Here is a 23,017-nt window from a genome sequence, read left to right as displayed (position 1 = left end):
ATCTGATTTTTGAGCCTAAAAAACTCGCCAAACAAGTAAAAGCACCTAAAATGTTACATAAGATTAATCGATTCTTACGCATTGACACAAAATTTAACCATTGTTTCTATTTTATATTAAATTTAACTAGATGATAATTTTAATATAAATTAAGGTCAGTAATACATTAATAAAAAAAACAACGTTCTGTAGAAAACATTATCGCTAAATTTATTTTTAACGATATTTATCTACTTATTTTATCAAATTAATATGAATATCAAATCAGTTCAACAGGAGTATGGTGATGAATAACACCATTCACGTAATCATAGATAGTGATAATGTCTTTAAGAATAAACTGAAATTAATGATGGAATCATTTGGTTTTGTCTTTAATTTTTATAATAACGAAGACACATTTATTAGTAATTATACTTACCCTTTAGAAAGCAATGTAAAGGAATGTATTTTGTTATTTTTAAAAAATAACGAAAATCGTATTAGCCGATTAACCAATATAAATAACTCTTTTGGTATTGTTCCTTTTATTGTCCTTGCTGAAGAACCTTCGGTTAGCCTCTGTAAAGAAAGCTTTAAGTCTGGTGCTTATGACTTCTTCCCTTTTCCATTCAAAGACATTGAGATTCTCAATGCAATCAATAGTGCCACAGAGCAATTTTTAAGTTCATATGAAAAGCACAAGAAATATACCTATCTATCTGACAAATTTGAGCGTTTATCCGTCAGGGAAAGAGAAATAATGGATATGATCTTAGAAGGTAATACCAGTAAAGAAACTGCTGAAAAACTTTCATTATCTCCGAGAACTGTTGAAGTACATCGTTCGAACATCTATACAAAATTAGGTATAAAATCACTCCCTCAACTTATTCAAGAATACGAATATATTAATACCTATTCAAAATATAGGTAATATATACTATATGCTTTTACAATCTAGTAGTCATTATATCTGATGGTTTTATTTCAAGCCGTCAGATATTATTTCTCACAAAATATTAACACATAAGAATTTTGATAAACATAGATTAATATGCTATTAATTTCACAAATTACCCTTACTCTCATGAATAAGGGCAATTTGATTACACGACTATTACACAAAATGCACTTAAGTTAATTAATGATTACAGATGTAATAATTACATAGATTATTTACTATTTTAGATGGAGTAATATTGTTTATATTGCACATTTCCATTAAGCCCTCATTGATAAAAATCTAAATTACACCTCTCATGCATTATTTTGACATCTATTTTCTTAAACTAAAAAAATAAGGCTGCTATTAACATACTGACAAGTAATATCGAAAGATAATGCAGTCTCTTTTTCATTGCTCTTTATCTCAATACAGCCAACTTCAGAGGCTATTTGCAGTAAGTGTTGGTCAGCCTTTTACGCTTCAGCTATTTTAGATGATACATCTCCATCCAAAATACGCCGAAGCATTTTTTTTACATAACCACATGAAAAAACACCGAGCGTGACTACTTATATTCTTTAATATTAATGTCATATTGCTTCAGTTTTCGCCACAGCGTCGTTCTTCCCATGTTCAAAATCTGATGCATTTGCTGAACTTTACCTCGACAGTTTTTTGCCACTTCAATAATGAGAGCTTTTTCAACCGACTGAATATTCAAATCTGCAATGCTTGGAGCCTGAAATGGTTTCGTTGAGGATGGTTGTATATAAGATTGGCATTTCAGCTTTGCAGTAGATTCTCTTGCCAATGATTGCAAAAGAGCAAGAAGAATATTGCTATTCATTTGAGCTGTTGATAAAGCCACAATCAACCACAACTCGCCAAATTGCGAATATATCGGCGCTAAATAATAAAATTTCCCATGTAATTCAATAGGATTAGCAAAAAGACGCTCCTGAGCGTTCTTGCTCATTTCACCTGATAGTAAATCGGCTATTGCAAAATAGTCTTGTGACTTTTGGCTTAACCATAATGTTTCACCTTGAATATTCAGCAAAGAAACATCGGCGTTAAGTTCATGAAGTGAAGACAACCCTGATAAAACAGTATCACGTATTAACGAGATTAGAAGCTCATTATCATCTAAATAAGCTGTATTTTCTTCTATTGGTGTATTTGTAAATAATGAATGAGCCGACATAGTTATCCTTATTCTTCGATAAGAGTTATCTGATTATGTCAACTTGCCATTTAATTTTTATATTCTAGATCAAGTTATTCTTTAATAGATTTTCGGCGCTTGATCTACGTCAATTTTTAACAAAGATAAGGAATAATTTCAAAATGAAACCAAAAAAGCCTACTTATTAAACAATAAGTAGGCTCGAAAAGATACAAACAATCTTTGTCTATTATTTAGTAACGATTGCGCCCCATAGGTCATACTCATCAGCGTGCTCAACAAGCACTTTAACGATATCCCCGACTTTTACATCAAACTCACCGTTTAAATACACCATCCCATCAATTTCAGGTGCATCTGCCATGCTACGGCCAACAGCCCCCTCATTATCAACCTCATCAATAATCACCCAAATTTCACGACCAATTTTATCTTGCAGCCTCTGCGTTGAAATTTGTTGCTGTAATTGCATAAAGCGATGATAACGTTCTTCTTTGACGTCTTCAGGAACTTGATCGGCAAGTTCGTTAGCTTTCGCGCCCTCCACTGGGCTATATTTAAAGCAACCAACGCGGTCTAATTTAGCTTCAGTTAAGAAATCCAACAACATTTGGAAGTCTTCTTCTGTTTCGCCTGGAAAGCCCACAATAAAGGTTGAACGTAATGTTAATTCAGGGCAAATTTCACGCCAGCGCTTAATACGCTCTAACGTCCTTTCCACCGCACCTGGGCGTTTCATTAATTTTAATATTTTAGGGCTTGCATGCTGCAAAGGAATATCCAAATAAGGTAAAACCTTACCTTCTGCCATAAGTGGAATAACGTCATCCACATGCGGATAAGGGTAAACATAATGCAAACGAACCCAAACACCCATAGAAGCGAGTTGTTCACATAACCCAATCATGCTTGTTTTAACTGGCTGACCATCCCAAAAACCTGTGCGATGCTTAACATCCACACCATAGGCAGAGGTATCTTGTGAAATAACCAAGAGTTCCCTCACACCAGAAGCGACTAAACGTTTCGCTTCATTTAATACATCACCAATTGGGCGGCTATCTAAATCACCACGCATCGAAGGAATAATACAGAAGGTGCAACGGTGATTACAACCCTCTGATATTTTTAAATAAGCATAATGCTTTGGCGTTAACTTAACGCCTTGTTCAGGCACTAAACTCAAGAAAGGATCATGTTCTGGTTTCGGGACATAATGATGAACATGGTTTAATACTTGCTCATAACTATGCGGCCCCGTTATCTCCAAAACTTTTGGATGGACTTCACGAATTTGGTTTTCTTTTGCACCAAGGCATCCTGTCACAATGACTTTACCGTTTTCATTTAACGCTTCGCCAATCGCTTCTAACGATTCTTGTACCGCGCTATCGATAAAACCACAGGTGTTTACAATGACCAAATCAGCATCATCATAGCTTGGGACAACTTGATAACCATCAGTACGCAATTCAGTTAAAATACGTTCTGAGTCCACCAAGTTTTTTGGGCAGCCGAGTGAAACGAAGCCAATTTTTGGCACCGGATTAGTATTTTGCGACATAACTCACTTCTTTTATTGTTTTAAAAAATGGGCGAAATTTTACCTGAAGAATAGTGGAAATTGTATAATTTTCTGCCAAAAAAATGATTTTCCGAACGAAAAATAGATTGTCATTCGCTCGGAAATAAAAGAGATTTAGCGGTTAATTGACCGCGCAATTCGAGCGTAAGTATGGCGAACACCACGGATAACAATGCCGTAATTCAAAATATTTTCAGGTAAGGCAATTCCGTTGTACCCTGAGTCGCCAATGTGGTGCAAATCAGTCCCTGCCATTTTGCACATCAGGGCAATTTGACGGATCGTCTGTATATCCGCACCTTCCTGTGAAGTGCCAATTGCCGTCATTGTCATCACACCTTGGGAATGGCAGTAACTCACCATTTTTTGCACAAATTCTAATGAAATACCTGGAACCGTTCCTGGCGCTGGCAATAAAATAATATCTGCGCCACTGGCAATAAATGCCCGAATATCATCCTCAGTGATAAGTTGCTCTGCCGATGCATTTAACACACCTGCGGCATGCATTTTTCCTGTAATCAAAATGACATCATTGCCAACAACCGCCTTCAATTCTTTCAAGCTTTGATTAATTTCTTGGTTAGTGACACCATTGCCAGGATTCCCCGTCAGAACAATAATATCGACCCCCATTTCTTTTAATTTCATCGCATTTTTAACGGTTGCTAAACGCCCTTCAGACATTTTCCACTGAGCATCTTGAGTTGGGTTATTAAACCCAGCAGGGACAGGCTCTAAATTAACACCTATCGCACGCCCTGTTAAATGTTTCAATGTGCGGATAATTTCCTCTGGTGCAATACCTTGGGGTAAACCTTGCATAATCGGTTGATTAACATCGAAAACGTTTAACAACAAAATATCAGCGCCTTGGCTTGCTGCAAGTTCTGCATTCGTTACCGTCATTAAAACAGGCTGAATCGTCCCGATAGTTTCAGAGACGAGTAACCGCCCTTCACTGGCTTTTATTGCTTCTAACAGACTCTTTTTACTTAAATTTGCAATCTCTGAAGCTGAACAATCAAGATAACGTTTTTGCATTTGCAACACCTTTATTTATCAACAGATTTCTCAGTAAAATAATTTCCTTTAATGGAATATATCATGTAATAAATAATAAACTGTTTTACAGTGCACATTCTGTATAAAGTTATTTTTCAAAGAATAATAACTTTATCTAACACCTAGATTTTTATCAAAAAACAACCATTTCGTGCATTTAAATGGCCACTCATCGAAAATACTCACTTGTAATCTTGCAATAGTAATGATTATCATTACGACTCTAACTTAAATAATGGTAAGGACGTAATAATGAAACTCGCCTACAAAGCTGCTGTTTCGGGTCTCGCGTTGTTTTCAATTTCTGCATTTGCTCAAGAGTATCCGCTTGGCCACCCAGTGATTAAAAACGGAATGGAAATTCAAGGTGTCTATTTACAACCCATTACAATGGATACTGAAGAAGGGCATCATAAAATGGCCCACTTAGCGGCAGATAAAGCCGATATCCACTTAGAAGCTGACATCCATGCAGTGGAAGATAATCCGAATGGCTTCGCAGAAGGCGATTGGATCCCTTACCTAACTATCGAATACTCCGTGACGAAACTGGGTGATAAACCGCAAACTCAAACAGGCACTTTTATGCCTATGGTTGCCAGTGATGGCCCTCACTATGGGGAAAACATCAAGTTAGATGGCAATGGGAAATATCGTGTGACCTATAAAATTTACCCACCTTCACATAATAAAGATGTTGCCTTTGGTCGCCACATTGATAAAGAAACGGGTGTTGCTCCTTGGTTCCAACCCTTTGAAGTCTCTTGGGACTTTGACTACGCAGGTGTAGGCCGTAAAGGAAGCTACTAGTTTTATCTAAAGTGAGCAAAGGGTCTTGTAGGAACTCTCATTGTCTGCAAGCCCTTTTTCTGTTTGCGCTAATAAATGGACTCCCTAAGCCAAAATGAAAATATTACTGAGCTTTTTACTGGTTATTGCCTGCTCTTTTTTGCCTCAATCTGTTTTTGCGGCAGAAAAATACACCGTGGAATTAGAAATGAAAAATGGCGATTTAATTCCACGCGTACTGGAAGTTCCTGCAAAAACAATCATCCGTATTAAAATAACCAACACAGGAACTGAACCCGCTGAATTTGAAAGCATTCAACTACGTAAAGAAAAAGTGTTAGCGCCAGGAGCCAGCTCCGTCGTTGTTATTGCGCCTCTCAAACCAGGTACATATACCTTCTTTGATGATTTCCATCTTTCTAGCCCTAAAGGCGAAATTGTAGCTAAATAGAGGGGTTAAATATGGGACAAGTTCTGTTTGTTGTTTGGCGAGAAAGCTTTGAAGCCCTACTCGTTATTGGCATTATCTATGCGTGGATAAAACGCCACCCAGATGCCCGTAATGGTATGAAATTCCTGTGGGGTGGTGTCGCTCTTGGTGTCATCATCTCAGTCTTGCTCGCCTTGCTTATTTATGGCGTGTTTAATGTTCTTGATGACACTGGCCAATCCTTATTCATGATCTTCATGGAATTACTTGCCTGTATATTAATCGTCCAAATGGTGTACTGGATGAATAAACACGGCAGCTCGATGAAATCAGAAATAGAATCGGGTATTAACCGTAATGCTGCACACCATAATTGGTGGGGAGCCGCATTGATTATTGCCATTGCTATCGCACGTGAAGGCAGCGAAATTGTGGTGTTTCTCTCCAGCTTTATCATGTCGCTTACATCAGCAAATGCATCTGCATTTTTTGCCGAAGTGGGAGGAGGAATTGCCATTGCAGGCTTAACGTTATATCTATTCCTTCTCACCAACCGCCTTATTTCATGGGCAATTTTCTTCCGAGTAACTGGCGTTATCCTGTTATTTTTAGCCCTATCCTTGCTACTTAAAGGTGTCGAAGAAAGCGCGAATTTATTCATTGAATATGATTATTCAATCCCTGAGTTTTTAATCTATCCTGCATGGGATACCACTGGATTACTCGATGATTCAGGCATTGCAGGGAACTTTATTTCATCTTTCTTCGCATATCGTTCTCAGCCTATTTGGTTAAGCGTAATCACTTTTGTCCTTTATTGGCTCATTGTTATTCCATTATTTGCACGGAGCAAAAAACATGTACAGCTCGCTAAGGCATAAGACGAGATGGATTTTTTTTAGTTTAATACTCACCATAACCATTTCAACAACGGTTCAAGGTAAGGCGCTACGCTCCCCTGTGCAAACAGGGGATGAGATTATTGTTGCCAAAGGGGATATCCCAACCCCCGAAAAATACCAAACGAGTATCCAAACTTATCTTAATTTTGCCAACGCTGAGTTGGCAGAAATGGTTGAAGAATTAAACCTACTACAACAGTCGCTAAAAAAAGGGGATTTAGCCAAAGCCCAATCCGCCTATATTGCGGCCCACCAGCATTATGAAACAGTGCGTCCAATCATTGTGCTATTTGGTAATACAGATAGAACCATTAACCCTCGTGCCGATTATTTTCTCGATAAAGAAAAAGATTATCGCTTCACTGGTTTTCATCTCGTTGAATACCAATTATTTGACCAAAAATCTGCCCAACAAGCGCTTGCTCCTGCCGAAGAACTATTATTAAAAGGGCATGACTTACAAAAGCGAGTCATGACAGAAACGATTGAAATTCCTAAGCTAGTTCAGGCCTCTGCTGACTTTATGGAAATGATTATTGAAACAAAGTTAGACGGTAAAGAAAATATCTACAGTTTGTCAGATTTAACCGATATTGCAGCAAACCTCAAAGGTTCTCAAGAAATCATTGAAATTCTTAGCCCTTTTCTTGAGCCTAAAACCTTAGATCAAATAAAAGAAAATGACCAAAAAATGAATAAGATTGTGCAGGCCTATCAAGTTTCAAATGGTCTGTATCAACCTCACAGCCAATTACAACAAAAAGACAAAATGGCACTCTACTCCTTATTAACTCAACAAGCTGAAATCTTAGCGACATTAAGAGCGCAGCTCGATGTTGATGTTTACTATAAATATTAAGGCATAAATTTATGCAAGCTAAACTTAGAAGCCAACCCCCTGCCAATGGGCTATCTCGCCGTTCTGCATTAAAAGCCCTCGCGATTGGTAGTGCCATTTTTGCAGCCCCTGCGTTAAAAGCGAAAGAGCAAATCGCTAACTGCCAGTTAAATTACGATAAAACAATAAATTATCTCGGTCAGCACCAAGCTGGGGTATTAACACCCGAGCAAAAAAATGCCTCTTTTATTGCTTTCAATATCACCACGACCAAGTTTGATGAACTACAAACTGTTTTTTCGCTTTTATCGCAGAGGATAGCCTACCTAACACAACCTCAGCAGGCACCATCAACCACAAATGATAAAATGCCACCTGCTGAATCAGGTATTCTTGGTACCCACCTACAACCTGATTCGCTCACCGTCACCGTAGCACTTGGAAATAGCCTGTTTGATTCACGCTTTGGATTAGACAAAATAAAACCAAAACAGCTCGTGGAAATGGCCAGCTTCCCAAATGATCGGTTAGAAGCAAAATGGTGCGGTGGTGATATCATGCTGCAAATTTGTGCGAACAGCCAAGAAAGCGTCATCTATGCCTTAAGAGACATCTTGCGTCATATTTCACCTTACAGTTTTCCACTGTGGAAAATTGATGGTTTCTTGCCTTCCCGTGACATCGATAACCACAGTACACCTATTAACCTATTTGGTTTCAAAGATGGTACAGGAAATGCTTCAGCCGATGATGCCGCGCTGATGAATGAATTAATTTGGATCTCTGGCGGTAAAGAGCCCGCATGGTGTGATGGTGGGACTTATCAGGCTGTGCGCTTGATACGTTTTAACCTTGAATTTTGGGATAGAACGCCTTTAGAAGACCAAGAAAATGACTTTGGTCGCCATAAAGCTACTGGGGCACCAATGGGCATGAAGCAGGAACATGACGATCCTGCTTTTGATAAAGACCCTCATGGCGATCGTGTGTTATTTGATTCCCACATGCGTCGTGCTGAGCCGCGTAATCCTGAACGCCATACCGCCAAGTTAAGACGCCGAAGTTACAGTTATTCATTAGGATTAACAGACGCTGGCGCTCTGGATATGGGGTTAATTTTTATTTCTTACCAAAGCAATTTAAAAGCAGGCTTTATTGATACTCAAAAACGGTTAAATGGTGAACCGCTTGAGCGCTATATTAAACCATTTGGCGGGGGATATTATTTTGTTTTACCAGGCATGCAATCACCACAAGATAGCCTTGCAAAAACAATGTTTGACGCACTAAAACAAGTAAACTAATTGATAAATGCCCTTAGGATATAAACTATTCTTAAGGGCATTTTAGTCTACAACTTCACATTCATTTACGGATCCAATCTTATGTTAGCCTATCTCCTGCGGCTACTCATCCCTGATTCCCCATCCTTGATAAACTCCCTCTAGGCTTGGTTACCTTATTATTTTTTGCGTTCCTTCACATCAGCTTCAACTTCCTGTTTCCAATCCTCTGATATTGGTGCAGCTTGTTGCTTCGCTTCGACGGCTTTATTTACAGCGCGATACGCTTTATCGTACCCTTCACCGTCTTGTACATATCCCGTTGCATTCGAACTTTTAATACCAATATTTTCAGCTTCCGAAATCGCATCAATATTGGCACCTAAGAAAATAAAGTCCCATTTATCTTCTGTTTCTGCCGACTTAATCATGGCTTTAATTTTAGAAGATGAATATTTGCGGCTACTATTCTCTTGTCCGTCTGTAATAATGACAAAAAGAACATTATTGTTTTTGGTGATTTTTCTATTTTCACGCATTTTTTCGATGCCCTCACCAATAGCATCAAGTAATGCGGTATATCCACCAACAGGATAATCATTCAGCGTTAAGTTAGCCACTTTGCCAATTGGTTCACGATTATGCAATAAACTTGTTTTGTCATTAAATAAAATAGTCGTGATATAAGTTTTTGATTTTTTATCTTTGTTTTCAGCAAGTACGCTATTGTACCCACCAATAGTGTCCGACTCGAAACCAGACATCGAACCGCTTTTATCGAGAATAAAAACTAAATCTAATACTTCAGGATCTTGTTTCGTCTCAATCACAGTTTTACTGCTTGAAACCGAAGAAAACAGCAATAAAAATGCTGTTGATATGACGGTGAAAATTGATTGTTTAGATAGGTTCATCGCCGAGTTCCTTGGTGAGATTAATATGAGTATTGCCACACCAATGTCTCGTTTTATGACATTATTTCACATAAGATTACTCTGCTTGCTGAATAAGCATATTCTGAATTAAAAACAAACAAAATAGATTACCTTAAACACGCAAAATTAAGGTAATCAACGAAAAATATCTATAATAAACTTAATTATTGGATTTTACCCATATACCATTTCCTCTAAGCATATTAACTTCTTGAATAAAATCGTTATATTTTATATTTTCCTCAACTGTATTATTGGTGGCACTCACAGCATGCTTATCGACTAACTCAATCGTTGCCTGATGAAATTCTTTATTTAATTTTTTATGAATATCAACATCATCTGTATTTTTCAACTGTTCAGTAAGCGCAACAAGTTGTTGCGCTTTTAATTGTACATTTTTATCATTAAATACAACTTTCGGTATGTCATAATTAAAAACCATATTAATAGAATTAATACCTTCGTCACCGAGCGTAGCTGGCATTAAATTTTGGTCATATTCATTAGCCATATACTTAACCAATTCAAGTTGGTCAAAACATTTAGATTTAATATTACCATCTGAGTTATCATCATAAAGTGTAATTGAATCAGGAAAAGCTTCTCCTATTGGGTAACTACATCTAAATAAATTAGTATCAATGATTACTGCATTAGCACTGCGGATCGGTAAATCTAGCTTATGACCATTAATAGTAATAGGGTAGCTTACAGGTTTAAAGCGGTCTGACTTTCCATCTACGGCATAAACCTCAGATAAGGTATAATAGATAAAATGATTTGGGTTAAGGATACCCCCAGAGTTATTTTCAAAAATCATAAACTCGGTCATTTCGCCTTTATCATTTTCTAAATGATGGACACCACTAGAGAGCATAATAACGCCACTTCCATTAGGTAAAATTTCATAGCGTTTCCCATCAACTTTAAACCAAATATTACTGGTACTTGGGTTGCTATAATAAAACTTACCTTTACTTCCAATGGCATCAAAATCGTCACAAGCTGAAAGTAGTAGCAACGAAACCGTTAAGCAGCTGAATCTCAGGAGTGTTTTCATTAAATATTCTCAATAGACTGAGCATTATAGTAATATATTTAAAATCAATTGGTTATATTTTATAATATTAAACATCTACTAAAATGCATTTTTATTCATCTATACGATTTAAATATAAATAGACAAAAATAACTTTACGTTAAATGCTTTAATCTTGAGTGTGTACTGAGTTATGTTTTTATAATAATAAATAGCGTTACACTCGATAAGAAAAAAGTGTAATAATTTCGTTACCCTCTCTTATCCTTTAATGCATTTAAAAGCACCTGAAAAATAGACTCTATCATTGGTGTCTCCGCTGCATTATTGCGAATTAACGCTACAGTTCGAGCAAGTTCAGGTTGTTGTAGTTGCAGTACTTTTAGTTCAGGGTCACGTAAATTGACAGTATACAGTTGAGGCAAAATCGCAATGGCTAATTTTGATCGTACCAAACCATACAGCGTTTCAATATAATCCACTTGATAGCGTGGATTTAGTTTCAATCGATGACTTTCAATTGTTGCAGTCACCAACCGCTGGATATTTCCTTTTGAAAAAACAGCGATATCACGACCATTAAGTAATTTCCAAGGTAAATGAAATTCATTACTAGCCAATACATCATCGGAATGAATTACCGCTACAAATGGGTCATCTTGTAGAGGGAAAATACGTAAGTCTTGTGGAACAAAGCTATCAATGACCCCTATCCCAAAATCTATTTCATGATTAACCAATTGGTTTACCAGCGAATCATTGGTTTGGTCATAAAATTCAATTTTTAACCTCGGAAAATGTTGGCTTAATAATTCAGGCACCGCAGGAAACAATAATGAACTCACTGAAGGAACAAGGCCAATCCGTAGTGTGCCATCGCCCCCCTCTTCGATAATTTTTTGAATTTCACTAAATGCGCGATGGGAAACACTCAATATCTGTTGAGCATGAGGCAAAATAGCAATCCCTAATTCTGTTAAAGAGACGGATGAAGCCGTTCGGTTGATCAATTTCCCGCCTAAAACAGACTCGATTTGCCGTATCGCGCTACTCAACGCAGGCTGACTGACAGATAAGCGGCTTGCCGTTTCTGTAAAATGACGTAACTTTGCCAACGTGACAAAATACTGAAGTTGCTTAAGCGTGAGCGCGGGCAAGCGTTGCCAAGGTTCAGTCATAGCGGCCTATTATTAAATTGATTAAATATTCCTGAAGTATTCATCGCATTATAACCTTTTCTTATGAACTGATAAATTTTATCATCTTGGCAAACGTTTGCGTTGCTCATAAAGTAACTGTCATAAATTATAGGGATGGTGTCTTATGTGCAAAAAAGAGCAAAGTCGACGTCACGTCGTTCAGTCTGCAAAAGGGGATATTCCTTTTGACCTTTTACTGACCAATGCCAATATCATTGATATGGTCACGGGGGAAATTCGCCCCGCGGATATCGGGATCACGGGTAATCTTATCGCTAGCGTTCATCCAACAGGTACACGTACAGATGCAAAAGAGACTCATAATTTATCTGGCTATTTTATCTCTCCAGGGTTGATTGACACACACGTGCATTTAGAAAGCTCCCATTTGCCTCCTGTACGCTACGCAGAAATTGTCTTAACACAAGGCACGACAACCGTCTTTTGGGATCCCCATGAGCTTGCTAATGTATTAGGCCTTGACGGTGTACGTTATGCCATTGATGCTAGTCGAAATTTACCACTGGATGTCATGGTCGCCGCACCGTCTTCAGTGCCTTCCACTCCTGGATTAGAAATGTCAGGTGCCGATTTCGAAGGCGAAGAGATGTCGACTATGCTGAGCTGGCCAGAAGTCCACGGCGTCGCTGAAGTCATGGACATGTTTGGTGTGCTTCATGGCAGTGAACGCATGGAAGAAATCTTAGAAGCGGGATTACGCTCAGGGAAATTGATTGAAGGGCATGCCCGCGGGCTAAAAGGGGCGGATTTACAAGCCTATCTTGCAGCAGGTGTCACATCTGATCATGAGCTGACGTCAGCGGAAGATGCCCTCGAAAAATTACGCGCAGGGCTCACTCTCGAAATTCGCGGTTCACACCCTTACCTGTTACCCGACATTGTCACCACGTTGAAATCACTGCCCCATTTATCTTCACAAATTACCGTGTGCACGGATGATGTACCACCCGATATGTTATTGGAAAAAGGCGGTATTATTGCGCTACTTAACTTATTAATTGAACACGGAATGCCCGTGACTGATGCACTACGCTTTGCGACACTGAATGGCGCAATCCGTTTACAACGTAATGACTTAGGTTTAATTGCTGCAGGTCGAAAAGCCAACTTGGTGACTTTTGATTCACTACAAACATTAAAAGCCCATTCAGTGTATGTTGCAGGCCAAAAAATTGCCGAAAAGGGTAAGCTACTCACCACTATCCATTCACCAAGTGATGTTTTACCTCCTCGTGAAACGATGCGACTTTCCCCGATTACTGCCGATGATTGCCAACTTAGAATTGATGGAGTCAATAACGGTACGGCGCGTTTACGCCATATTCAAGGCGCCCGTTTTACCCAATGGGGGGAAGTTGATGTAGAAATTAATGAGGGTGTTGTCCAGCTTCCTGATAATTTTAGCCTTATTAGAGTTCAACACCGCCATGCACGCCATGAATCAAAGCCCCAAATCGCGCTACTAGCAGGTTGGGGAGAGCTCCGCGGAGCCATAGCAACAAGTTACTCCCATGATTCCCATAACCTTGTTGCATTAGGCCGTGATCCACAAGATATGGCCATTGCATGTAACTTACTAATTGAAAGCGGCGGTGGTATGGCATTAGTGCAAAATGGCAAAGTCTTAGCCCATGTTGCGATGCCAATTGCAGGAATGTTATCAGACCTCCCAGCTCCTGAGCTTGCAGCACAATTTCGACAACTCCGTGATTTAAGCAGTGAAATTGCGGATTGGGAGCCACCTTACCGTGTATTTAAAGCGATTGAAGGCACTTGCCTTGCGTGTAATGCAGGGCCGCACTTAACCGATTTAGGGCTCACCGATGGCACAACGCGCCAAATTGTTGATGCAGTTATCCACCGTAATGAACATGCATAACGTAATTAAAATAATAAAAGGAGAGCCAACTCATGGCTGACAATTCAATTAATAAGCCAGTATCAGGGAATTGGCTTGAAAAACGCTTTGCCTTGCGTGAACGCGGCAGTTCAGTCAAAACGGAATGTTTAGCGGGGATCACAGGTTTTTTGGCTGCGGCTTACCTTCTTGTGGTGATCCCTGGGTTACTGGCTGCGGGCGGGATGGATAAAGGCGCTGCAACCACTGGCACTATTATTGTGTTCGTACTCGCGAGCTTATTAATGGCTTTTTATGCGAATTTACCTTTTATTGTCGGCCCTGGAATTGGCGGTTCAGTCTTAGTCGGGATCACCCTTGCTGGCAGTGAAGGCATTGATTGGCAAATCGGTTTAGGTATCGCTTGTTGGTCGGGTATTTTATTTTTCCTGCTCACTAAGTTTGGCTTGCGTGAGGTCGTGACGCGCTCTGTACCGCAATCCATAAAGCTTGGGCTTACCGCATCAATAGGCTTGTTTGTCGCGATATTAGGCTTTCGTAATGCAGGGTTAGTCCTTGCTAACCCAAAAACAAATGCACTGATGTTAGGGGATTTTTTGTCGCCTGGAGCTCTGGTTGCACTTGCAGGATTTTTTGTCGCCATAGCCTTGCAAGCTCGTAAAATTCCAGGCGGTATTTTGTGGGCCATCTTATTTGCCACCCTTTTAGGTATCCCTTTTGGTGTGACAAAACTACCTGAAAGCTTTATTGGCGTGCCACATTCTGTTACCCCAGTATTAGGCCAAGTGGACTTAATTGGCGCCTTGAATATTGCCTTTTTACCGTTCTTATTTGTCTTTTTTGCCGCCGAATTCTTTTCCACAATGGGCACCACCTTAGCCGTCGGCGGGGAAGCGGGTTTATTAGATAAAGAAGGCAATATGCCTAATATTAACCGCCCGTTTATTGTGGACTCCATTGCGGCAGCATTAGGGCCATGGGTAGGAATTCCTGCAGCAACAGCATTAATTGAATCATCCGCTGCCGCAGAAGCGGGTGGCAAAACAGGGATGACTGCGCTGGCCGCTGCAATTATGTTTTTATTGATGCTACTATTTACCCCAATCGCATTAATGATCCCTGCGCAAGCCACTGCACCAGCCCTGATTTTAATCGGCTTAAATATGTTCAGCGGATTACGGAAAGTCGATTTAGCTAACTTTACCGACGGATTGCCTGTATTAATGATGGTAATGATTACGTTAATCGCCAATAGTTTCGGGACAGGCATTGCTGGTGGGCTGCTATTTTACATTTTAATTAAAGCCGTTGCAGGGCAATGGCGAGAAATTCCAATTAGTTTGTGGATACTTGCAGTTCCGTTAGTTTACTACTTCTCAACGCTCGTTAAACACTAATAAGCTGTGATATGAAAAAGCTGATTTGATTATCGGCTTTTTCAATTTTTTCGGGTTAATTTAAGACCGCATGGGCTTCAATTTCAATTAGCCACTCAGGTAATGAAAGTCCTGTAACAATAATCCAAGAAGAAGCGGGTGGTGCATCACCAAACTTTTCTTTTAATGCCTTAGCGATGTCTAATTGTTCTTCGTGGCTATTCGCCCCATCTTTAATGTAAATACGCAAAACAGTCACATTCGATAAGTTTCCCCCCACCTCACGCAGCACATGTTCGATATTTACCAGTGACTGAACAGTTTGTTCATAAATTCCCCCCGCCACTGTTTCTTGATTAGCGTTTACGCCCACTTGGCCTGATAAAAATAATTGGCGAGTTCCCGTTGTTTCTATTGCTTGGCTAAAGCCATACTGCAAAGAATTAAAGACAGTTGTAGGGTTAATTGATTTTTTTTCCACGTTTTTGTTCCCTCGTTAATCAAACAGCAAAGCAGTATAAATCATGTATTTTTTAGATTCTTTAAACATCCAACAAACAGGGTTTTAATCGCACTTAAAGAGCACCAAAACACACATCGATTGAGCTCATCTAAGAACAAGTACGAATACATTCAGCTAAATAGTCAACACACGGCTTAATGCCCTCTGTTTGGTCTGCCCAGTCAGTAGAAGCCCCCGTTAAATAGTCATTTTTGGCCATTATAATTATCGAGGATAACGCCGTAGGCATTAAATCTATTGCCCAATTGGCAGCCCCATCCTTTGAAATAAATAACCCTGTCTTCATGGTGTACCACATTCGCACAAGGGTAAGTAACACATTGCGTTCATCCCCCTTTAAAGATAACAGTAAGTTAGGAAGAGCATCTAATATCGCTTTTCGTATATCAGGCTGGACTATCATGGGTAAACTGTGCATTTCCTTATGCCATAAAGCGACCGCATCTTGTGCAGCTTGCGCTAACATCAATGTAAATTCAGGGTCTTGGGTTTGCCCTTCAAATACCCCTTGTTCATACTCTGTGCGTAACCACTCCCCGTACATTAATTCACATTTTGCTGGGGAAGAAAGCATGTTTAATTCACTTGATAAAAACACGGCAACTTCAAGTGGTCGGCGCCCTTCTGGATCAATCGGGTATAAGCCAGAAATCGCCATTAGCCCTCGCACAAGCTGTTCACGGCATATCTCTGTCAGCGGCTTGTCAACCACAACAAGTAAATCAATATCACTCGTTGGTCTTAGGCCACTCGAAACAGCCGATCCATGCAGATAAACTGCAATTAATGAATCAGATAAATATTTTTGCAAAATAGCTAAAGCGAGCTTTGCTTGAGGATGGGGCGTCATAAATATCGAGTCCTGTCTAACTTTATTAAATAAACATCATAATTTATCGACTCTATCTATTCCTTGAATAAAACATAGATAAAAAAAATAGCCCCTAACGAGGAGCTATCCAATAAAGTCACTAACATTAAATGAGTGGTGGAATTGAAGGCAAAATAGGGACTTCAATTACCGTCGGCCCATTACGCTTAAACGCCTCTTCACACGTTTTTTTCACATCCTCCACCGTTTCAGCTCTCACCGCAGTGCAACCATACCCCTTACCTAAAGCCACAATATCTAAGTTTGGAATATCAAGCCCTGGCACGCCTGGGGTCTCTTCCAATACCGCAAATGATTTTAAAATTGCATATTCATTGTTTTTCACAATGATAAACACAATTGGTAAATTCTGCTGCGCTGCACTCCATAAACCTTGAATAGAGTACTGCATGGAGCCATCTCCAATAATGGCCATCACTGGGCGATGACGCCCACTATCCCTTTCTGCTAATGCAATCCCCACACTTGCAGGTAAATTCCAACCTAATGAACCGCTTGCAAATGTATAAAATGAATCAGGGGATTCAATTGGCCATTCACGATGAAGCTCACCTAGGTTTGAAGGTGATTCTTCTACTAAGACAGTCTCTTTCGGTGAAACTTCCCTTAACGTGCGAAATAACTCTGTTGCACTCAATATTGAGCTCTGGCTCGTTTGTTCAGGTGCTGCTGGGTGCGGCGCCAAACCATGAGGCTGTTTCACCACACTGTTTGATGCAGCACGCGGTGCAACTAAGTTGATTAACCCTTCTAGAGCAAGCACCGCATCACTTAATAAGCTATCGCCAACAGGGGCTCTCCCAGCTTCTATGGGGTCATCCGTGATATGCAATAATCGCAACTTTTCAGGAATATAACTCCCTGCAACATAAGGGTAATATCTAAATACTGGCGCACCAATAACAATAGCTAAGTCATGTCCTTCCAGTTTTTCAGATAATGGTTTAGTCGCAAAAGGTAACCCGCCTGCATATAACGGGTGCGTCTCAGGGAATGGCGGGCGTTCAGAAGCAGGCGCCGCCCACACGGGGACATTTAATTTCTCTGCAAGCTTAATGCCGATATCCCACCCTTGCCCTCGAGCAATGGCGGAACCATAAATTAGCACGGGATTCTTTGCATTAGATAACGCAGTGGCAAACTCTTGTAATCGAACAGGATCATAACCAATACGCTGTGGCACTGAACGAACGACTGCCTCTTGTGCTAATGCAGGTTTGTCCCAATCATCCAGCGGGATTGACAAAAATACGGGCCCTGCAGGCGGTTGCAGCGCCATCGCATAAGCACGCATAAAAGCCGCGGGGACATCTTCTGCACGTACTGGCTGATAGCTCCATTTTACCCACGGTTTCGGTAAGGTTTCTGGCTCAATATTGGTAAGCCAAGGTTCCATTAATAACATTTCTCGCGTTTGGTTCCCCGCTGTAATGATTAATGGCGTGCGGTTCATATATGCCGTCAAAATATTACTCATGGCGTTGCTTAAACCTGCAGAAGTATGTACGTTGACCATTGCAACCTTACGCATTCCTTGTGCATAACCATCAGCGGCAGCGACAGCGGAGGCTTCTTGCAAGGTTTGGATATAACGAAAATCACTTGGGAAATCTTTCAAGAATGTTTCTTCTGTTGAACCTGGGTTCCCAAAAACAGTTGTAATATCCAACTTACGTAATAAATCAAAGGTGACTTGGCGGATCGTTTTTTGCATTTAAAACACTCCATAAAACAATATTAAAAACACCTAATAAAAAAGAAATTTTGAATTAAAGATATGCTTTTAGATTTGCACACCACTGCATGATTAAACAACCTAAATATAACCTAACCTATTGTAATTAGGCCATCATAGCAAACAATTGACTGACGAGATATCCGAGTAAATTTGACTTTTATATGGGTTTAAAACAATTTAAATAATAATAATCTTATAAAAACAATCTATTAATAAACAAGCCAAATTCGATGGCCTTAATAAGATGGTAAAATAAACCAAATATAAGCCTGAAACAAAATTATCAAATAACGTTTGTTTATTATATTTGTACTTATTCCATTTAAAAGTAACCATCCACAATTTATCATCGATAAAAGATTGATGTGTATTACTTAAAATCAAGAGGTTAACAAAATACCTGACACTTAATTGTCGATGTTTTTTTAGACGACGCTTTCGACAAAATTTGCACAATGCATCAAAAATAGATTATGTGCCCCATATTCCACTCCTACCTGTCTATTTTCTTTTATGTTGTACATCACATTTCTTATAATTACTTATGCTGCATGGCGTTCAGGCACATCCGTTTAAATTTCATTGTTATATCGCCACCTTCAAATAAATAAGTTCTTTGGAAACCTGCTATTCACGCTACTTCTCGCGATTTTCGCTTAATAAATACCATATTTTCATCCTGCCTAATACACAGCCTAGAGTTAACTAAAGGTTATAGATACCCAAACAAAACTCATTGTTAAACAAAGGTTGCGCAAAGTAGCTTAATTTATCATTAATGTTAAATAACGATAAAAGAAGCTCTGGTAAGCTTATTTGAGGTAAAATAATGATTTTAGATGCCAGCTACACATTATTAGTCGCTTGTTTAGCGCTATTGATTGGGATGTTTGTTGTTAAATACACGCCCTTTTTACAGAAAAACCATATTCCTGAAGCCGTTGTTGGCGGTTTTATTGTGGCCATTATTTTATTGATTATCGATAAAACTGCAGGGTATTCTTTTACTTTCGATGCATCCTTACAAAGTATTCTGATGATCACCTTCTTCTCATCCATTGGGCTAAGTTCGGATTTTTCACGATTAATAAAAGGCGGCAAGCCACTGGTATTATTAACTATCGCCGTCACCATTTTAATTGCAATTCAAAATACTGTGGGTATGGGCATGGCAGTCATGCTAAATGAGAGCCCATTTATTGGCTTAATAGCGGGTTCAATCACCTTAACGGGTGGCCACGGAAACGCGGGGGCTTGGGGGCCAGTATTAGCCGATAAATATGGTGTTACAGGTGCCGTTGAATTAGCGATGGCATGTGCTACTTTAGGTTTAGTATTGGGTGGTTTAATTGGTGGTCCAGTAGCTCGCCATTTATTGAAAAAAGTGACAATCCCAAAAGCCACTGAATTAGAAAAAGAAACGATTGTTGAAGCATTTGAACAACCTAGCGTTAAACGTAAAATCAATGCCAACAATGTCATTGAAACTATCTCAATGCTGATTATCTGTATTGTTGTTGGTGGGTATATTAGTGCCTTATTCAAAGATACAGTTCTGCAATTACCGACCTTCGTTTGGTGTTTATTTGTCGGTATTATCATCCGAAATGTATTAACGCATGTATTTAAACATGAAGTGTTTGAGCCTACCGTTGATGTTCTTGGTAGCGTTGCCTTGTCATTATTCTTAGCGATGGCATTGATGTCTTTAAAATTCGGTCAATTAGCCAGCATGGCAGGCCCTGTTTTATTAATTATTGCTGTGCAAACTGTAGTTATGGTGCTGTTCGCCTGCTTTGTGACCTTTAAGATGATGGGCAAAGACTATGATGCGGTAGTGATTAGCGCGGGACATTGTGGATTCGGTATGGGGGCAACGCCTACTGCTATTGCAAATATGCAAACCGTCACAAAAGCATTTAGCCCGTCCCATAAAGCTTTCTTAGTCGTGCCAATGGTGGGGGCATTTATCGTGGATATTTCAAACAGTATCTTAATTAAAATATTCATCGAAATAGGTACCTATTTCGCCTAACCTACTTTATAAAGTGCCAGTTTATAACCAAAAGATATAGACTGGCATTTTCCTTTCTCGTTAAAGTATCTCCTTATGCAAAAAATTCTTTTCTCGTATCCCATCACAAAATGACGACCGCATCGGATTAAATAGGATTAATTCGGTAAAATACCTTGATAAACAAAAATGGTAGGTTTCATAGCATGAAATTACGGCATCTTGATATATTTTACGCAGTCATGACTTGTGGTTCTTTAACACGAGCGGCAGAAGTCCTTCATATTTCTCAACCCGCGGCGAGTAAAGCGTTAAAACATGCAGAACAGCAGCTTGGATTGGTTTTATTTCAACGAATTAGAGGAAAACTAATCCCTACAGATGAAGCGAATTTATTGTTTGAAGAGGCAAAAGAAGTTTATCAAAATTTAGATAAGCTCAGAATTTTAGCACAAAATTTATCCCGTAATCCGCAAGGTAAATTAGCTATCGGCTGTTTGCCAAGCCTAGGGTTAAACCTAGTACCCGAAGTCACCGCCCTGTTTATTAAAAAACACCCCAATATAAAACTCACGATTGGAACCCACCACACAACAGATATTCTGCAATTATTAACACAGCAAGATTTGGACATTGGTATTGGCTTTAATCTTGAAATCGAAGGGGGGATTACTGTGCTGCCAATTGCTGATATTCCCTTAGTCTATGTTGACAGTCAGCCACCATTACACACCCCCGTTTCCTTAGTTGATATTGACCAAGAACGTTGGATCCATCCTGGCTCTGATTCATTGTCTCAGCTTTTACAAAAGCGTCATCAATTCGCTGAATCAAATATCAGCGTACACACTTACCATATGGCTGCCGAGTTTGTTCAAGCAGGGTTAGGTTGCAGCATTACGGATATTTTCTCAGCAGAACACACACTACCAGAATCGATGATCTATCCGTTAAAAGAAGGACTGCGATTAGCGGTTTCTGTTTTCCACCGTGCAGATAAACCATTAACCAAAGCCGCACAAAATTACGTCAATACATTAGCGTTAACTCTCGAAAAAAGGAATAAAGTCGTTAACCAAAAGTTATACTCTGGTAATGAAAACTCAATTGTTTAGTTAGCCTATTCGCCGTTAAATATTCATTCCTACATTATTATAGGTTGTGGAATATTATGGCTAAACATGTGGTGATTATTGGAGCGGGTGTGATTGGGTTAAGTACCGCATACGCGTTAATTAAAGCGGGTCAAACCGTCACCTTGCTTGAATCTGATTCAGATGTCGGAATGCAAACCAGCTTTGCTAACGGTGGGCAGCTGAGTTACCGCTATGTTTCGCCACTTGCCGATTCTGGCGTTCCCTTACAAGGGCTGCGCTGGATGGGGAAAAACGACTCCCCGTTGAATCTGAAAATAACCCCATCAATTCAGCAATGGTCATGGTTAGCGCAATTTACCCTAGCGTGTAACCGTAAAACCAATAAAATCAATGGTGCACATATTCTGCGCTTATCACTATTAAGCCAAAACATAATGAATATGTGGCGGAAAAATGGTGATATCGCTGACTTTGCTTGGGAAAAATCAGGGAAATTAATTATTCATCGCGATAAAAAAAGCTTTCAAAAAGCGTGTGAAACGGCTGATAGTCAATTTCAAAAAATCTTAACGCCCGCTGAAATTACTGAGTTAGAACCCTCTCTAAAACATATCCAATCACAGCTCGTTGGCGCAATTTATGCCCCTGATGATGAAAGTGCCGATTGTTATTTATTTTGCAAAAACGTGCTGCAATATTTAAACACGCAGCCACAGTTTACTCTCTGCTTGCAACGTAGTGTCAAATCCTTTACCCAACACAATAATTGCATTACTGGAATAGTCACTCACCAGGGAAATATTCAGGCTGATGAGGTTATTGTTTGTGCTGGCAACGGCAGCCGAGAATTACTTAAACCGCTGGGAATTGATGTCCCTATGTTAGGCTTAAAAGGTTATAGTCTTAGCGTTGAATACCCACAAGCTGAGCATTGTGTCCCTAAGATGAATGTGACTGATTATGGTAATAAAATTGTTTATGCCAAATTGAATGACCAACTGCGCATCGCTGCCATGGTCGATATTGGTTATGATGATTCAGGGCTGCGCGATAACCGCGTGAATGCCTTAAAGGACATTGTGAAAAAAACGTTTCCACATTTACCTAAAGTGGATGATGCCCCTGCATGGTATGGGTTACGGCCATCAACACCAAAGGGCCCACCACTATTAGGAAAAACTACCTATAAAAACCTTTGGTTAAATATTGGCCATGGTAGTTTAGGGTTTACTCTAGCTGCGGGCAGTGCAGAAATATTAAGTCAATTGATTACGACAAAAACATCCCCCATTTCTCTTGCAGGATTAACGAGGTAA

Annotated in this window: 20 protein-coding genes; 11 read left to right on the top strand and 9 right to left on the bottom strand. The window is 39.5% G+C overall.

All coding sequences use genetic code 11. The features are described from left to right. Positions 1-286 precede the first annotated feature (286 nt). Positions 287-916 (top strand): response regulator transcription factor, encoded by a 630-nt coding sequence (locus tag ACE2AL_RS04895; protein WP_206082995.1) that lies wholly within the window; start codon positions 287-289, stop codon positions 914-916. A gap of 577 nt (positions 917-1,493) precedes the next feature. Here the strand turns inward: ACE2AL_RS04895 and ACE2AL_RS04890 are convergent. The 3 genes from ACE2AL_RS04890 to ACE2AL_RS04880 form a co-directional block, all read right to left on the bottom strand. Then, on the bottom strand, positions 1,494-2,132 hold the full coding sequence (locus tag ACE2AL_RS04890) for a helix-turn-helix domain-containing protein (RefSeq protein WP_349422746.1): 639 nt from the start codon (positions 2,130-2,132) through the stop codon (positions 1,494-1,496). A 211-nt stretch (positions 2,133-2,343) separates the two neighbouring features. After that, on the bottom strand, positions 2,344-3,678 hold the full coding sequence (gene rimO, locus ACE2AL_RS04885; protein WP_206082997.1) for a 30S ribosomal protein S12 methylthiotransferase RimO: 1,335 nt from the start codon (positions 3,676-3,678) through the stop codon (positions 2,344-2,346). A 135-nt stretch (positions 3,679-3,813) separates the two neighbouring features. Continuing rightward, positions 3,814-4,743: a haloacid dehalogenase-like hydrolase gene (locus ACE2AL_RS04880; RefSeq protein ID WP_206082998.1), complete on the bottom strand. Its 930-nt coding sequence runs from the start codon at positions 4,741-4,743 to the stop codon at positions 3,814-3,816. A gap of 273 nt (positions 4,744-5,016) precedes the next feature. Here ACE2AL_RS04880 and ACE2AL_RS04875 point away from each other — a divergent pair, with 273 nt between their 5' ends. The 5 genes from ACE2AL_RS04875 (at position 5,017) to efeB (ending at position 9,027) form a co-directional block, all read left to right on the top strand. Continuing rightward, positions 5,017-5,574 (top strand): iron transporter, encoded by a 558-nt coding sequence (locus ACE2AL_RS04875; RefSeq protein ID WP_206082999.1) that lies wholly within the window; start codon positions 5,017-5,019, stop codon positions 5,572-5,574. Positions 5,575-5,668: 94 nt separating this feature from the next. Then, on the top strand, positions 5,669-6,004 hold the full coding sequence (locus tag ACE2AL_RS04870; RefSeq protein ID WP_206083000.1) for a cupredoxin domain-containing protein: 336 nt from the start codon (positions 5,669-5,671) through the stop codon (positions 6,002-6,004). Positions 6,005-6,015: 11 nt separating this feature from the next. After that, the gene (locus ACE2AL_RS04865; protein ID WP_206083001.1) at positions 6,016-6,864 is read left to right on the top strand and encodes an FTR1 family protein; all 849 of its coding nucleotides are present in this window, start codon (positions 6,016-6,018) and stop codon (positions 6,862-6,864) included. Then, positions 6,842-7,744: an EfeM/EfeO family lipoprotein gene (locus tag ACE2AL_RS04860; RefSeq protein ID WP_375084064.1), complete on the top strand. Its 903-nt coding sequence runs from the start codon at positions 6,842-6,844 to the stop codon at positions 7,742-7,744. The genes ACE2AL_RS04865 and ACE2AL_RS04860 overlap by 23 nt, the downstream gene beginning before the upstream one ends. 11 nt (positions 7,745-7,755) lie before the next feature. Next, on the top strand, positions 7,756-9,027 hold the full coding sequence (gene efeB / locus ACE2AL_RS04855; RefSeq protein ID WP_272539492.1) for an iron uptake transporter deferrochelatase/peroxidase subunit: 1,272 nt from the start codon (positions 7,756-7,758) through the stop codon (positions 9,025-9,027). 158 nt (positions 9,028-9,185) lie between these two features. Here efeB and ACE2AL_RS04850 read toward each other — a convergent pair whose 3' ends face one another. The 3 genes from ACE2AL_RS04850 to ACE2AL_RS04840 all read right to left on the bottom strand — a co-directional run bounded on the left by ACE2AL_RS04850 (position 9,186) and on the right by ACE2AL_RS04840 (position 12,161). Continuing rightward, positions 9,186-9,920 carry a vWA domain-containing protein gene (locus tag ACE2AL_RS04850; RefSeq protein ID WP_225819555.1) on the bottom strand — a complete coding sequence of 245 codons (735 nt, stop codon included), beginning with the start codon at positions 9,918-9,920 and terminating at the stop codon, positions 9,186-9,188. Positions 9,921-10,101: 181 nt separating this feature from the next. Continuing rightward, complete coding sequence (locus ACE2AL_RS04845; protein WP_206086833.1) at positions 10,102-11,004, bottom strand: hypothetical protein; 903 nt, start codon at positions 11,002-11,004, stop codon at positions 10,102-10,104. Positions 11,005-11,234: 230 nt separating this feature from the next. After that, a complete protein-coding gene (locus tag ACE2AL_RS04840) occupies positions 11,235-12,161 on the bottom strand; it encodes a LysR family transcriptional regulator (RefSeq protein ID WP_225819553.1) in 927 nt (308 codons plus the stop codon). 145 nt (positions 12,162-12,306) lie between these two features. On the opposite strand from ACE2AL_RS04840, the gene ACE2AL_RS04835 reads away from it, so the two are divergent. Together ACE2AL_RS04835 and ACE2AL_RS04830 are read left to right on the top strand one after the other, a co-directional pair. Continuing rightward, positions 12,307-14,082 carry an adenine deaminase gene (locus tag ACE2AL_RS04835; protein WP_206086835.1) on the top strand — a complete coding sequence of 592 codons (1,776 nt, stop codon included), beginning with the start codon at positions 12,307-12,309 and terminating at the stop codon, positions 14,080-14,082. Between the two features lie 32 nt (positions 14,083-14,114). Next, positions 14,115-15,458, top strand: a complete 1,344-nt coding sequence (locus ACE2AL_RS04830) for an NCS2 family permease (RefSeq protein ID WP_375084062.1) — start codon at positions 14,115-14,117, stop codon at positions 15,456-15,458. 55 nt (positions 15,459-15,513) lie between these two features. On the opposite strand, the gene ACE2AL_RS04825 is transcribed toward ACE2AL_RS04830, so the two are convergent. From ACE2AL_RS04825 to mdlC, 3 genes are all read right to left on the bottom strand, one after another. Continuing rightward, the gene (locus ACE2AL_RS04825) at positions 15,514-15,918 is read right to left on the bottom strand and encodes a RidA family protein (RefSeq protein ID WP_206086837.1); all 405 of its coding nucleotides are present in this window, start codon (positions 15,916-15,918) and stop codon (positions 15,514-15,516) included. 130 nt (positions 15,919-16,048) lie between these two features. After that, positions 16,049-16,810, bottom strand: a complete 762-nt coding sequence (locus tag ACE2AL_RS04820) for an aminoglycoside adenylyltransferase domain-containing protein (protein WP_375084061.1) — start codon at positions 16,808-16,810, stop codon at positions 16,049-16,051. Between the two features lie 127 nt (positions 16,811-16,937). After that, positions 16,938-18,566: a benzoylformate decarboxylase gene (gene mdlC, locus ACE2AL_RS04815; protein WP_206086839.1), complete on the bottom strand. Its 1,629-nt coding sequence runs from the start codon at positions 18,564-18,566 to the stop codon at positions 16,938-16,940. Positions 18,567-19,419: 853 nt separating this feature from the next. Between mdlC and gltS the strand changes: the two genes are divergently transcribed. From gltS to ACE2AL_RS04800, 3 genes are all read left to right on the top strand, one after another. Beyond that, positions 19,420-20,625, top strand: a complete 1,206-nt coding sequence (gltS, locus tag ACE2AL_RS04810; protein ID WP_206086840.1) for a sodium/glutamate symporter — start codon at positions 19,420-19,422, stop codon at positions 20,623-20,625. Positions 20,626-20,810: 185 nt separating this feature from the next. After that, on the top strand, positions 20,811-21,719 hold the full coding sequence (locus ACE2AL_RS04805) for a LysR family transcriptional regulator (protein WP_206086841.1): 909 nt from the start codon (positions 20,811-20,813) through the stop codon (positions 21,717-21,719). A 56-nt stretch (positions 21,720-21,775) separates the two neighbouring features. After that, positions 21,776-23,017 (top strand): D-amino acid dehydrogenase, encoded by a 1,242-nt coding sequence (locus ACE2AL_RS04800; protein WP_272539497.1) that lies wholly within the window; start codon positions 21,776-21,778, stop codon positions 23,015-23,017.

This window comes from Providencia xihuensis (assembly GCF_041953405.1).
GTDB classification, from domain to species: domain Bacteria; phylum Pseudomonadota; class Gammaproteobacteria; order Enterobacterales; family Enterobacteriaceae; genus Providencia; species Providencia vermicola.
The sequence above is the reverse complement of the archived record's forward strand: the minus strand, read 5'-3'. Positions and strand labels throughout refer to the sequence as shown.

What these genes read in the sequence shown, in the direction of transcription:
- ACE2AL_RS04895 (WP_206082995.1), top strand. Translation starts at nt 287, where the DNA reads ATGAATAACACCATTCACGTAATCATAGATAGTGATAATGTCTTTAAG.
- ACE2AL_RS04890 (WP_349422746.1), bottom strand. Translation starts at nt 2,132, where the DNA reads ATGTCGGCTCATTCATTATTTACAAATACACCAATAGAAGAAAATACA.
- rimO (WP_206082997.1), bottom strand. Translation starts at nt 3,678, where the DNA reads ATGTCGCAAAATACTAATCCGGTGCCAAAAATTGGCTTCGTTTCACTC.
- ACE2AL_RS04880 (WP_206082998.1), bottom strand. Translation starts at nt 4,743, where the DNA reads ATGCAAAAACGTTATCTTGATTGTTCAGCTTCAGAGATTGCAAATTTA.
- ACE2AL_RS04875 (WP_206082999.1), top strand. Translation starts at nt 5,017, where the DNA reads ATGAAACTCGCCTACAAAGCTGCTGTTTCGGGTCTCGCGTTGTTTTCA.
- ACE2AL_RS04870 (WP_206083000.1), top strand. Translation starts at nt 5,669, where the DNA reads ATGAAAATATTACTGAGCTTTTTACTGGTTATTGCCTGCTCTTTTTTG.
- ACE2AL_RS04865 (WP_206083001.1), top strand. Translation starts at nt 6,016, where the DNA reads ATGGGACAAGTTCTGTTTGTTGTTTGGCGAGAAAGCTTTGAAGCCCTA.
- ACE2AL_RS04860 (WP_375084064.1), top strand. Translation starts at nt 6,842, where the DNA reads ATGTACAGCTCGCTAAGGCATAAGACGAGATGGATTTTTTTTAGTTTA.
- efeB (WP_272539492.1), top strand. Translation starts at nt 7,756, where the DNA reads ATGCAAGCTAAACTTAGAAGCCAACCCCCTGCCAATGGGCTATCTCGC.
- ACE2AL_RS04850 (WP_225819555.1), bottom strand. Translation starts at nt 9,920, where the DNA reads ATGAACCTATCTAAACAATCAATTTTCACCGTCATATCAACAGCATTT.
- ACE2AL_RS04845 (WP_206086833.1), bottom strand. Translation starts at nt 11,004, where the DNA reads ATGAAAACACTCCTGAGATTCAGCTGCTTAACGGTTTCGTTGCTACTA.
- ACE2AL_RS04840 (WP_225819553.1), bottom strand. Translation starts at nt 12,161, where the DNA reads ATGACTGAACCTTGGCAACGCTTGCCCGCGCTCACGCTTAAGCAACTT.
- ACE2AL_RS04835 (WP_206086835.1), top strand. Translation starts at nt 12,307, where the DNA reads ATGTGCAAAAAAGAGCAAAGTCGACGTCACGTCGTTCAGTCTGCAAAA.
- ACE2AL_RS04830 (WP_375084062.1), top strand. Translation starts at nt 14,115, where the DNA reads ATGGCTGACAATTCAATTAATAAGCCAGTATCAGGGAATTGGCTTGAA.
- ACE2AL_RS04820 (WP_375084061.1), bottom strand. Translation starts at nt 16,810, where the DNA reads ATGACGCCCCATCCTCAAGCAAAGCTCGCTTTAGCTATTTTGCAAAAA.
- mdlC (WP_206086839.1), bottom strand. Translation starts at nt 18,566, where the DNA reads ATGCAAAAAACGATCCGCCAAGTCACCTTTGATTTATTACGTAAGTTG.
- gltS (WP_206086840.1), top strand. Translation starts at nt 19,420, where the DNA reads ATGATTTTAGATGCCAGCTACACATTATTAGTCGCTTGTTTAGCGCTA.
- ACE2AL_RS04805 (WP_206086841.1), top strand. Translation starts at nt 20,811, where the DNA reads ATGAAATTACGGCATCTTGATATATTTTACGCAGTCATGACTTGTGGT.
- ACE2AL_RS04800 (WP_272539497.1), top strand. Translation starts at nt 21,776, where the DNA reads ATGGCTAAACATGTGGTGATTATTGGAGCGGGTGTGATTGGGTTAAGT.